Source organism: Methanocaldococcus fervens AG86 (assembly GCF_000023985.1).
Lineage (GTDB): Archaea > AGJL01 > Methanococci > Methanococcales > Methanocaldococcaceae > Methanocaldococcus > Methanocaldococcus fervens.
The window spans coordinates 35753-48590 of sequence record NC_013156.1; the positions used below are offsets into that span (position 1 = coordinate 35753).

A 12838-nucleotide genomic window follows, 5' to 3' on the forward strand; every position below is an offset into this window, starting at 1 on the left:
TTACTAATGATTGAACATCTCTTAAAAAATAAAGAGCAGATTATTAAAAAAATGGAAAAAATTAATGGGTTATCTTATAATATTAATGAGTATTGGATTGAGGATAACTTTGATAAACCAATTGAAATGAGCTTCGCTGGTGGGGATGGTAGCTACAACCATATAGATTACATATCATTTTCATTTTTTGGAGTTGGAGCAGTTAGCTTTAGGCATAAAATTGGCGAAAAAATCAAAAAAACTAAAGATACTTATATTTTCGATATCTCCCACCCATTGGATATTGAAACCAAGTTAAGAACTTACATGCTAACTTTGGAGTTAAAGACAGCATTATATACGCTTAAAAACTATGATATTGATTATTACATAATAGACGGCTCTTTATTTTCATTATTAATATTTGCAAAGACAAACATTGATAAAGCTGATAAAAATAAGTTTGATTCAATATATAAGGAATATAAGAAAGAGTTAGATAAAAAAATTGATGAAGAGCTAAAAAGTGGAGAGATTGGCATTATATCAAAAGATTTGGAGTTGGATAGAGAAGATAAGTTGTTGGTTGAGCATGCTGAGTATATGGTAACGCTAACTAAACTTTTAAAAGAATTTAAAGATAAGTTGATTGGAATTTCAAAAACATCCAAAATAAATATTTATTTTAATGCAGAAATCCCTGATATAGCAGTTTTTACAAAATTTACCAATAAAGAAGGGTACTCAACACCAATAAACTTTATAAAAATGCTTGGAAAGAAAAAAGGAGAAGGGCATAGCCAGTTAAGTAGTGTAATGAAAGGAATAAACTTTATAAATGAATATAACGGCAATATTGAAACTGCATACATACAATTTGTGAGATTGGAAGATAACTGCGGAGTAGTAGGGATAACGAGCTTTAATAAAATTGATAAAGATGTTTTATCATCCCTAAAAGAGATATCCGTAAATGGTTACCCATATATATTAAAAAAATCCCATGAAACTGTTGAAATAACCAATAAAAAACTGCAATCAATTGCTAAAATGCTTAATATAGATGATCCAATTGCAAGGCACATATTGGGAAAGAAAAAGAAATTTTAGTTAAAGGAGGGAGAGGATGAGATATTTAATAACCACTGCCTTAGCTTACACTAACGGTCCATTACACTTAGGGCATGCAAGAAGTACTTACATCCCAGCAGACATTATGTGTAAATATCTAAAGTTGAGAGGAGAAGAGGCTATCCACGTTGGTGGAACCGACAACCATGGTGTTCCAATAACATTGACTGCTGAAAAAGAAGGAAAAAGCCCAGAAGAGATTGTTGAAAAGTATCACAATGAGATTAAAGAGGATTTAGATTTATTGGGAGTAGAGTTTGATGCGTTTGGTAAAACCCATAGCCAAATACATATTGAAACTGCCCAAGAATTTTATCTAAAGCTAAAAGAGAATGGCTATATTTATGAAAAAGAGATAGAGCAGTTTTACTGTCCAAAATGTAAAAAATTCCTTCCAGATAGGTATGTTGAAGGTATCTGTCCATACTGTGGTGGAGAAGCAAGAGGAGACCATTGTGAAGTTTGTGGAAGACATTTAGAGCCTTTTGAATTAAAAGACCCTTATTGTGTAATCTGCAAAGGAAAGCCGGAAATTAGGAAAACAAAACACTATTTCTTTAAATTAAGTGCTTTGAAAGAAGAGTTGGAAGAGTATATAAAAAACGCTGAAGAAATGCCAGAGCACGTTAAAAACATGGCGTTGAATTGGATTAAAGAGCTTCATGATTGGGATATTTCAAGGGATATAAGCTGGGGAGTTCCAATTCCAGGAACTAATCAGGTAATGTATGTTTGGTTAGAAGCTCCTATTGGCTACATCTCATTTACAAAGATGTTAGGGGATGTTTGGAAAAAATATTGGTTAGAGAAGGACACAAAGATTTACCACTTCATTGGAAAGGATATAACCGTTCATCATGCTGTCTTCTGGCCTGGAATGCTAATCGCTCATGGAGATTACAATTTACCAACTGCAGTAGTTAGTGGAGGCTATCTCACTTTAGAAGGAAGAAAGATGAGTACAAGTAAAAGATGGGTAGTTTGGGTAAAAGATTTCGTTAAAAACTTTGATGCTGATTATTTAAGATACTATTTAGTCATGTCAGCTCCTCTATACAAAGATTGTGATTTCTCATTTGATGACTTCAAAAATAAAATAAATAATGAGCTTATAAACATAATTGGAAACTTCACCCATAGGGTTTTAACATTCACACATAGAAAGTTTAAAAAAGTTCCAATAGTCGATGAAAGTAGATTGAAGGAAGAGGATAAAAATCTATTAAAGAAATGTGAAGAAACAATTGAAGCTGTTGATAAAAACATAAGAAGCTTTAAGTTTAGAGATGCTTTAGTTAATATACTACATCTTGCCATTGAAGGAAACAGCTACTTCCAGAAGATGGAGCCATGGGCTGTTGATGATGAAAATAGATTGGAGGAAATATTATATACCTGCTGTAAGACAGTAAAAACTCTCGTTTATTTGCTCTACCCATACATGCCTAAAAAATCCTTAGCATTGTTAGATTTGATGAATGAAGAGCTTGATTTGAACTTAAGAGGAAATGAGCTGAAGAAGCCAAAAATTGTATTTAAGAAAATAGATGACAAAAAGATAGGAGAGATGAAGAAAAAACTTTATGAGAATAAAGTAGAAGAAAAAGGAGGAGAAAAAATGGAGCAGATAGACATAACATATTTGGAAAAAATTGATTTAAGAGTTGGAGAAGTTGTTGAAGCTGAAGATATACCAAAATCAAAAAAATTATTAAAATTGATAGTTGATTTAGGAGATGAAAAGAGGCAGATAGTTTCAGGAATAAAAGATTACTACAAACCTGAAGATTTAGTGGGTAAGAAAGTTATAGTTGTTTGTAATTTAAAACCAGCTAAGTTGTGTGGAGTTTTATCTGAAGGGATGATTTTAGCGGCTGAAGATGACGAAGGAAACGTTAGCTTATTAACAGTCGATAAGGACATAAAGGCAGGTAGTAAAGTCAGATAATTTCAAAATTTTTATTTTTCATTTATTTTATTATTTTTATTTTATATTTGGGGTGATGGAATGTTACAAAAATGTATAAAGTGTGGAAAAACTTACGATGTTGATGAGATTGTTTATACATGCGAGTGTGGAGGTTTATTGGAAATTGTTTATGACTACGAAGAAATAAAGGACAAAGTCTCAAAAGAAAAATTAAGGGAAAGAGAGATTGGCGTTTGGAGATACTTAGAGTATTTGCCAGTAAAAGATGAAAGTAAAATCGTTACTTTGCATGAGGGAGGAACGCCATTATACAGATGTAAAAACTTAGAGGAAGAGTTGGGAGTTAAAGAACTCTATGTGAAAAATGAGGGGGCTAACCCAACTGGAAGCTTTAAAGATAGGGGAATGACCGTTGGTGTAACAAGGGCTAATGAATTGGAAGTTGATGTTGTTGGCTGTGCTTCAACTGGGAATACCTCTGCCTCTTTAGCCGCTTACTCAGCAAGAAGTGGGAAGAAGTGTATAGTTCTATTGCCGGAAGGGAAAGTAGCTTTAGGAAAATTAGCCCAGGCAATGTTTTATGGGGCTAAAGTTATTCAGGTTAAAGGAAACTTTGACGATGCATTAGATATGGTTAAACAGTTGGCAAAGGAAAAATTAATCTATTTGCTAAATTCAATAAACCCATTTAGATTAGAGGGGCAGAAGACAATAGCCTTTGAGATATGCGACCAATTAAACTGGGAGGTTCCAGATAGAGTTATAGTCCCTGTAGGTAATGCTGGAAACATCTCAGCTATATGGAAAGGATTTAAGGAATTTGAAATAACAGGTATTACAGATGAGTTACCAAAAATGACTGGAATTCAGGCGGAAGGTGCTAAGCCAATTGTTGAAGCATTTAAAAAGAAAGCTAAGGATATCATTCCATACAAAAATCCAGAAACAATTGCAACAGCTATAAGGATTGGAAATCCTGTAAATGCTCCAAAGGCTTTAGATGCGATATACTCATCTGGAGGTTATGCTGAAGCAGTTACAGATGAAGAGATTGTTGAAGCTCAAAAGTTGTTGGCAAGGAGAGAAGGAATATTTGTTGAACCTGCTTCAGCTTCATCAATAGCTGGACTGAAAAAGTTATTGGAAGATGGAGTTATTGACAGAGATGAAAGAATTGTTTGTATAACAACTGGACATGGTTTAAAAGACCCTGACGCGGCAATAAGAGCAAGTGAAGAGCCAATAAAAATTGAATGTGATCTTGAAGTTTTAAAAAGAATTTTGAAGGAGTTGTAAGCAAATTATTTATTTGATAGTTGCATATCTCTATTCAAAAAATTCTGGGTGAGATTATGCAGAGTGTAATAAAAGGAAGGGTCTGGAAATTTGGAGATAACATAGATACGGATGCCATATTGCCAGCAAGATACTTAGTTTATACAAAACCAGAGGAATTAGCTCAATTTGTCATGACTGGGGCAGACCCTGAATTTCCAAAGAAAGTTAAGCCTGGAGATATAATAGTTGGGGGCAAGAACTTTGGATGCGGTTCAAGTAGAGAACATGCTCCATTGGGATTAAAAGGAGCTGGAATTAGCTGTGTTATTGCTGAGAGTTTTGCAAGAATATTTTACAGAAACGCCATCAACGTTGGATTACCATTAATTGAATGTAAAGGAATTTCAGAGAAGGTTAATGAAGGAGATGAATTGGAGGTTAATTTAGAAACTGGAGAGATTAAAAACTTAACTACTGGAGAGGTTTTAAAAGGTAATAAATTGCCAGAGTTTATGATGGAAATTTTAGAGGCTGGAGGATTAATGCCTTACTTAAAGAAAAAGATGGCTGAAACTCAGTAATTTTATTTTATTATTTTTAATTTATTTTTATTTTGAGGGGATAATATGATAAGTGATAATGTAAAAAAAGGGTTAAAAAGAGCTCCAAATAGGAGTTTATTAAAAGCATGTGGATATACAGATGAAGAGATAGAGAGGCCTTTTATTGGAGTTGTTAATAGCTTTACTGAAGTAGTTCCAGGACATATTCATTTAAGAGAAGTAGCTGATGCAGTAAAAAAAGGTATCTACGCTAATGGAGGAACAGCCTTTGAATTCAACACAATGGCTATATGCGATGGAATTGCGATGGGACATGAGGGGATGAAATACTCCCTACCATCAAGGGAGATTATTGCAGATACTGTGGAAAGTATGGCCAAAGCTCATGGATTTGATGGATTAGTTTTAATTCCAAGCTGTGATAAGATAGTTCCTGGAATGATAATGGGAGCTATAAGGACTGGACTACCATTTATAGTTGTTACTGGGGGTCCGATGTTTCCTGGAGAGTTTAAAGGAGAGAAGTATGATTTAATCAGCGTATTTGAAGGGGTTGGAGCTTGTGCAGCAAGAAAAATTACTGAAGAAGAGCTTAAAGAGATTGAAGATATTGCATGTCCGGGAGCTGGTAGCTGTGCAGGTTTATTCACAGCAAACACAATGGCATGTTTAACTGAGGCTATGGGATTATCCCTCCCTTACTGTGCCACATCTCATGCAACAACTGCTGAAAAAATAAGAATAGCTAAGAGAAGTGGGATGAGGATAGTTGATTTAGTTAGAAATAATATAACTCCAGATAAGATATTAACTAAAGAAGCATTTGAAAACGCTATTTTGGTAGACTTAGCTTTAGGAGGTTCAACAAACACAACCTTGCACATTCCAGCAATAGCAAATGAGATAAAGCCAAAATTCATAACTTTGGATGACTTTGATAGACTTAGTGATGAAGTTCCGCACATAGCTTCTTTAAGACCTGGAGGAGAACATTTCATGATTGATTTACATAGAGCTGGAGGAATTCCAGCAGTTTTAAAAGTTTTAGAGGAAAAAATACACAAAGAATGTTTAACAGTTAGTGGAAAGACAGTTGAAGAGATTATCAGAGGGGTTAAATACATTGACCATAGCGTTATTAGACCAATTGACAATCCAGTCCATGAAACTGCTGGTTTAAGAATATTGAAAGGAAGTTTAGCACCTAATGGGGCAGTAGTTAAAATTGGGGCTGTAAATCCAAAGATGTATAAACACGAAGGGCCTGCAAGAGTATTTGATAGTGAGGAAGAGGCAGTTGATGCGATATTGGGTGGAGAGATTGAGAAGGGAGATGTTGTAGTTATTAGGTATGAGGGGCCTGCAGGAGGGCCTGGAATGAGAGAGATGTTAGCCCCTACATCAGCAATATGTGGGATGGGCTTGGACGATTCAGTTGCTTTAATTACCGATGGAAGGTTTAGTGGAGGAAGTAGAGGGCCTTGCATTGGGCACGTCTCTCCAGAAGCAATGGCTGGAGGACCTATAGCAATAGTTGAAGATGGGGATATTATTAAAATAGATATGATAAATAAAAAATTGGATTTAGCTTTAGATGAAGAGGAAATTAAAGAAAGATTGGCAAAATGGAAAAAACCTGAGCCAAAAGTCAAAAAAGGTTATTTGGCAAGATATGCTAAGCTTGTAAGCTCAGCAGATGAAGGGGCTGTTTTAAAGTATGATTAATAAGATTGTATTTTTAGATTATCTCGCTGGATAAATTTTATTTTTAGATTTTAAGGTTTTTTATTGAATTTCGAAGGGTATTAAGTATTTGAATTAATTAAAATATTAAGATTTTTTAAAAGATTTTAGTTAATTATCTTTTAAGGCATATTTCCACAACAAATAAATTATATTTTAAAAAATAATTGCTTTAAAATTCTTTTTTAGTTCTAAAAAGCAAAATTTATATATGTGCAGAGGTATATAAACAAATGGGGTTAAGTACCCTCGACTTATAGGGTAGAGTAAAGCATAAATATTATGAGTGTTAAAAATGTGCTTATCTCAAATAATTGCCCTGTTAAAATCAGACCGGAACGGTATGGGAATTATTGTCCCTCCGTTTTGTTGTTTTTGTTGTTTCACAATTATATCATTTGGTTAAAATCAGACCAGAACGAAATGGAAATTTTATAACAATATAAAAGCTGTGTTCTATCGTTTTTTCCTTAAGTTAAAATCAGACCGTCTCGGTAGGAAAGAGTTTTTTAAACATTATATTTTTTACTGTTTTTCAAATGTTAAAATCAGACAGGTACGAAATGAAATCTAAGAAAATAAAAAATCAATTTTTAACTTTTTTACATTTTGCAATAAACACATTTTTTGTAAGTATTGGAGTTAGTGTAGCTGTTATCACCGATAAAGCAACGATTGTTACAAATATTTCATTTCCTATTAAACCAAGCTCTTTTCCGATTGATGCAGCCACTAAAGATGCTGAAATTTTTGGGATTGTTAATAAACCTCCAATAGTGTTTTTTACCCTATCAAAACCTAAAATTTTCAAAGCTATAAAGCCAGAGAAAAACTTCAATGTCACAGCTGAAACTAATGTTATTAATAATAGCTCTAAATTGCTTAAATCAAATATAACCCCAATGTTTGTTTCCATACCTAAAACTAAGAAGAATATTGGTATAAATAAACCATAACCAATTGCGTTTAAATTTTTGTTTAATAATTCGTCGTGCTCTTCTTTAGTTAAAGCCTCACTAACGGCAACGCCGCAAATAAACGCCCCCACTATTGGATGAATTCCAATAACTTCCCCAAGTATTATGGCAATAAATATAATGGATAGGACAAAGTGTATTCTTTGAGCATGAAGTTTTTCAAATATGCCAAGAATGTATTTAGATAGGAGAGGGATAGCTAAAAGCAAAGCCCCAATGTATAAAAATACTTTCAATAAAAACATCCCTATATCTTCTCCACCAGTTCCCAACTTTATAACAACTGACAGCAAAAGGAGGGTGAGCAAATCAACAGTTATGGTAGCACTTAAAATTATGGTTCCCAATCTAGTTTTTACCATCTTTAACTCATCCAATAGAGCATAAACAATGGCTACAGAATGGGATGCAAATATTACACTGTAAAGCAAACTGCCAATAAATCCTAAACCTAAATACTGCCCAATTAAATACCCTCCTAAACCAGGAATTAATAACGAGAAAAAAGTTAAAACTAGAGAATTTTTAAATTCTTCTCTTAAAGTTTCATTATCAACTTCTAGACCAGCTAAAAACATTAACATAATTGCTCCAAAATCTGCAAACACTTTTAGTGTTTCATCTACTTGCAATATATTTAACCCATAAGGCCCTATTATAATCCCTGCAATCATAATCGATGTTATGGCTGGAATGTTAAATTTCTTCAACAGATTTGGAATAATGAAGATTATCGACAACACTATAAAGAATACATAATAATAACCTTCCATTCCTTCACCACTAAGATTTTAGTTTTTAAATTAAAAGGGTATTATATTATATAATCCTTTTGCTTAAACAGAAATTGGTGATAGTATGTTGATTTTGGCAGGTTTGGGACTCTATGATGAAAACGATATGACTCTAAAAACACTAAAATTTGCTAAAAAGGCAGATAAAATTTATGCTGAATTTTATACAGCAGTTCTAACTGGAACTACAATAGAAAAGATAGAAGAAGTTTTAGGCAAAAAGATTCATGTTTTGAGCAGGAAAGAGGTTGAATATGATGGGTATAAGTTGATAGAAGAGGCAAAGGATAAAGATATAATGTTTTTAACTGCTGGAGATCCAATGGTTGCCACAACACATGTAGATTTAGCTATAGAGGCAAAAAAGAAAGGGGTTGAGGTTTTAATAATAAACGCTCCATCCATCTATTCAGCAGTAGGAATTACTGGGCTTCAATTGTATAAATTTGGTAGAACCGCTTCAATCGTGTTTCCAGAAGAAAATTACTTTCCAGAAACTCCATACAATATAATAAAAGAAAATTTGGAGAGGGGATTGCATACTCTTTGCTTATTAGATATTAGAGTTGATGAAAATGAAAAAAGGTTCATGACGGCAAATGAAGGGTTGAAAGTGCTTTTAGAGCTTGAAAATAGGAAGAAGGAAAATGTCATAAGTGAAGATACAAAGGCTGTTGTTGTAGCAAGAGCTGGAAGTTTGAAACCAAAGCTTGTTTATGGAAAAATAAAATATTTAATTAATTATGATTTTGGAAAACCATTACATTGTATAATAATCCCAGGAAAGCTTCATTTTATGGAAGAAGATGCGTTAAAGTATTTATGTGAAAATATTTAAAATTTGGTTTAACTTTCAAATAATTTGTTGTATTCGTTAATTGCCTCATCTAACTTCCCAAGTCTTTCCAATAATTTCGCTTTATTTAATATAGATGAACTTACCAACAATTTATTTTCGGGATTTTCATTAATTATTTCATCATAGATTTTTAATGCATCTTCAATTTTATTAAGATTTTCGTATATCAAAGCTAAGTAAAATTTTGCTTCAACGTCATTTGGATATTTTTCTAAATATTTATTTATGTGGCTTAATGCATCTTCATAGTTATTATTTGCCAATTCTAAATAGGCAATATCTTTATAAACATGTATTAGATTTTCATTTAAATTTATCGCTATTTTCAAAGCATCTAACGCTTCTTTTATATTTCCAAGTTTCTTTAAAATCCTCCCCTTTAAATACCACACATAAGCGTCATTTCTTCTGATTTTTAATATTTTATTTGCGCATTCTAATGCTTCATCCAACCTCCCAAGATTTTCTAATATTATCGCCTTCTCTCTTAAAATTGAAGTTAGATTTGGATATATCTTTAAAAATTCATCAAGAACTTCAAGTGCTTTGTCGTACTCTCCAAATTCCATATAAATTAATGCCTTATGAAATGGAGATAAATAACATGAGTTGGAGAGTTTTGATAACTTATCAATGTATTTTAAGGTTTTTTCATACTCGCCCTTTACAAATGTTAGACATATGAGATTTCCCAAAGACAATAGAGATGTTTTTTCAATAGTTTCTAAGTATTCAAAATATTTCACTGCATCTTCTATGTCTCCTTTAAGTTTTAATACAATTCCTTTTATATACAATACTAAAGGATTGTTTTTATCAACCTTCTGAACTTTTTCTAAGTATTCTAACGCTTTATCAAAATTTCCTTTATCTGCACATTCCAGTGCATTAACAACATTTTTTAATACTTCTAGCGTTTTTGTTATATCATCATAATTCATTTTAATCACACTTGATTGGTAATGTGGGATAAGTAATTTGTTATGCCTTAATAATCATTGAAAAACATGAATCCATTATGACCACAGCACTTAATTAACAATAATATTAATTTAATTCCTATAAATAGTTTGGGATTCAACCTTTCGAAAGAGTTGTTAAACTATTGTGGAATAACAATGCTGATATAAACCCATTAAAAGCATTTTTGGATGGTATTTCAAAATTAATGGAACAAATATTGTTAAAAATATGTAAAATCTTAATAAAATGGAGTTTATATTGTCCAATAAAATTGTAATATTCAAAGTTTTTAGGATTAAAATCGTGCTGTCATAATGGGGAATAAAAAGAAACCTAAGTATTTATTGATAAAAATGATTTTTTTTTGCGAAACTTGTAAAAATAGAGAAGATTTATAAAAACAGAAAATACTCCCCACCAAAAATTTTAAAAATTATTTATGTTGTTGAGCTTTCAGCATCGTTGTATAGTTCATCCCCAACATCAACGTCTCCTTCAAACCCTTTACTATCTTTTAGTGTCTCTATTCTAAACATGTATGATTTATACCAAATATCTTCTGGTTTTTTCTTTACTGGAGTTAATCTCCAAGCTCTTGTTTCTTCTTCATATCCCCAATTTACATAATGGTTGAAATTCCTTATTATGTCTGTTATAACTACATTGAACTCATTTATCAATGTTCTTTGAATCTCTCTCCATTTATCCAATGAGCTTTCCCTTCTTGTAATTCCAAAGTAACCTGCTCTCCTCTCTCCTTTTAATGCTGATATTCCTCTCCCAATAAATGTTTTTACAGCATAGACGGTTTCTGGTGGGTCAGTTATAAAGGTATCAAACGCTCTGCTGTATTTTTCTGGGAGTGGCTTTCTTAAATCTAATGTTATAACCTCTATGTTTTTGTAATTTAACTCTTCAGCCACATTTTTTATAAAATTAATTAATCTATCATCAATGTCAACAACAACTATTTTTCTAGGGAGATTTGAGAGCATTAAGGCAATGCTTGTTAAATCATCGTCCCCTAAAACCAAAACATCTTTATTGAATAAATCTCCTCTCGAGTTCATCAAAGCAATTCTTGAAACTGTGCACTCTGGTGTAACAAAACCTTGGTCGTATTCGTGTTTTGGCATAGGTCTATTTTTAACGATTTCTTTAAATTTCTTTAATAAATCTTCGTAATTCTTTAAAGAAACTCCTCTCCCCTCACAGCATTCACAAACATCATCCTCTCTCTTTCCAATTCCATAAGATTTTATAAATTCATTCCCTTTTTCAGTAAATTCTATTCCTTCACCTATTTTTACTAACCCCTCTTCTTCTAAAACTCTTATAATATCAGCAACTAAGGGTAATGGCTCTTCGCTTAAATCAACAATCTTCCAAAAATCGCTTGATGTTAAAATAGCTGACAACACGTTTTCCACTGACTTGTCATATACTGGAATCTCTGATTTCGCTCTGACCTTCTCTAAAATTTTTTCCATCATTTCACCTCTTTTAGTAAGACTTCGCTGTTATATTATTTACTTAAAAGTAGTTTATATGTCTTTAGGAAAAGTTATTAAAAGTTTTAAAATCTTATTTTAGGTATTTTCTATAGCAAGCTCCTTGCCCTATTCCTTCGTTGATAGCCACTTCTATCCATTCTATGTTGGAAAAACCAAGATTTTTTAACCTATCTGCTATCTCATTGGCAAAATATATTGCCAGATCTTCAGCAGTGGTTGATGGAATAGGCAATAAAATAACATCTTCAACAGGAATACTGTATTCTTTATTCTCATATTTAAAGTATAATGCCTTATCTCTCAGCTCATAATAAACATTCTCATGATTCTTTGGGAGTATTAATTTGTGGTCTAACTTATCACAAATCTCTTTTACAATCTTTTTAACTATCTTAAAATCGCAAACAAATTTAAATTCTCCAGCCCTTTCTCCACAAAGTTTTACATCGACATAATAGGAATGCCCATGTATCACTCCACAAGAAGGATGTCCAAATACAATATGGGCAGAAGAAAACCTAAAACCAGCATGTAGTCCATTTAGTTCTAACATCATTATTTTACACCTTTTTTATTTTTAAAAATTTTAGTAAAATTTAAAAAATTTAATTAATTTTAGTTTTTCTCTTCAAATAATTGACTAAACCTCCAGCATTTAAAATTTCTCTTTCCAGACCTTTTGGAGCTTCACACTTTATTGTTTTATCTTTATCAATTATTTTAATTTCTTCTTTATCCAAATCAATCTCAACAACATCTCCATCTTCAATTTCATCGGTATTAGCTATTATTGGGATTAATCCAACGTTGATGGCATTTCTGTAAAATATTCTTGCAAAGCTTTTGGCTATAACCGCCTTAATTCCACAGTATTTTATTGCTATCACAGCCTGCTCTCTACTTGAGCCACATCCAAAGTTTTCTCCAGCGACAATAACATCTCCTTCTTTAACTTTTTTTGGAAAATCTTCATCAATTCCTGCCATACAGTGGGAAGCTAACTCATAGGGATCTGTGGTTCTCAAATATGGCCCCGGAATTATCGCATCGGTATCAACGTCATCTCCAAATTTGTGGACTCTTCCTTTGATAACCATTTTATCACCA

At 32.4% G+C, this 12838-nt stretch carries 11 protein-coding genes; 6 read left to right on the plus strand and 5 right to left on the minus strand.

Annotated elements, in window-relative coordinates; genetic code table 11:
- The first annotated feature begins 6 nt into the window (after positions 1-6).
- The 5 genes from MEFER_RS00185 to ilvD are packed head-to-tail and all read left to right on the plus strand — an operon-like array spanning position 7 to position 6606.
- Positions 7-1089 carry a DNA double-strand break repair nuclease NurA gene (locus MEFER_RS00185; protein WP_012794902.1) on the plus strand — a complete coding sequence of 361 codons (1083 nt, stop codon included), beginning with the start codon at positions 7-9 and terminating at the stop codon, positions 1087-1089.
- A gap of 16 nt (positions 1090-1105) precedes the next feature.
- Positions 1106-3058: a methionine--tRNA ligase gene (gene metG, locus MEFER_RS00190; RefSeq protein ID WP_012794903.1), complete on the plus strand. Its 1953-nt coding sequence runs from the start codon at positions 1106-1108 to the stop codon at positions 3056-3058.
- A 60-nt stretch (positions 3059-3118) separates the two neighbouring features.
- Positions 3119-4336, plus strand: a complete 1218-nt coding sequence (thrC, locus tag MEFER_RS00195) for a threonine synthase (protein ID WP_012794904.1) — start codon at positions 3119-3121, stop codon at positions 4334-4336.
- 56 nt (positions 4337-4392) lie between these two features.
- Positions 4393-4899, plus strand: coding sequence for an Isopropylmalate/citramalate isomerase small subunit (gene leuD, locus MEFER_RS00200; protein WP_012794905.1), 507 nt, complete (start codon positions 4393-4395; stop codon positions 4897-4899).
- A gap of 45 nt (positions 4900-4944) precedes the next feature.
- Positions 4945-6606 carry a dihydroxy-acid dehydratase gene (gene ilvD, locus MEFER_RS00205; protein ID WP_012794906.1) on the plus strand — a complete coding sequence of 554 codons (1662 nt, stop codon included), beginning with the start codon at positions 4945-4947 and terminating at the stop codon, positions 6604-6606.
- Positions 6607-7210: 604 nt separating this feature from the next.
- On the opposite strand, the gene MEFER_RS00210 is transcribed toward ilvD, so the two are convergent.
- Positions 7211-8374, minus strand: coding sequence for a cation:proton antiporter (locus tag MEFER_RS00210; protein WP_012794907.1), 1164 nt, complete (start codon positions 8372-8374; stop codon positions 7211-7213).
- An 85-nt stretch (positions 8375-8459) separates the two neighbouring features.
- On the opposite strand from MEFER_RS00210, the gene dph5 reads away from it, so the two are divergent.
- Positions 8460-9233 carry a diphthine synthase gene (gene dph5, locus MEFER_RS00215; protein WP_012794908.1) on the plus strand — a complete coding sequence of 258 codons (774 nt, stop codon included), beginning with the start codon at positions 8460-8462 and terminating at the stop codon, positions 9231-9233.
- 8 nt (positions 9234-9241) lie between these two features.
- Here the strand turns inward: dph5 and MEFER_RS00220 are convergent, their stop codons facing one another.
- From MEFER_RS00220 to hacB, 4 genes are all read right to left on the minus strand, one after another.
- On the minus strand, positions 9242-10195 hold the full coding sequence (locus MEFER_RS00220; RefSeq protein ID WP_012794909.1) for a tetratricopeptide repeat protein: 954 nt from the start codon (positions 10193-10195) through the stop codon (positions 9242-9244).
- A 459-nt stretch (positions 10196-10654) separates the two neighbouring features.
- The gene (locus tag MEFER_RS00225) at positions 10655-11707 is read right to left on the minus strand and encodes a bis-aminopropyl spermidine synthase family protein (protein WP_012794910.1); all 1053 of its coding nucleotides are present in this window, start codon (positions 11705-11707) and stop codon (positions 10655-10657) included.
- Between the two features lie 94 nt (positions 11708-11801).
- Positions 11802-12287, minus strand: coding sequence for a 6-carboxytetrahydropterin synthase QueD (locus tag MEFER_RS00230; RefSeq protein ID WP_012794911.1), 486 nt, complete (start codon positions 12285-12287; stop codon positions 11802-11804).
- 49 nt (positions 12288-12336) lie between these two features.
- Positions 12337-12828 (minus strand): homoaconitase small subunit, encoded by a 492-nt coding sequence (hacB, locus tag MEFER_RS00235; RefSeq protein ID WP_012794912.1) that lies wholly within the window; start codon positions 12826-12828, stop codon positions 12337-12339.
- Between the last annotated feature and the right edge of the window lie 10 nt (positions 12829-12838).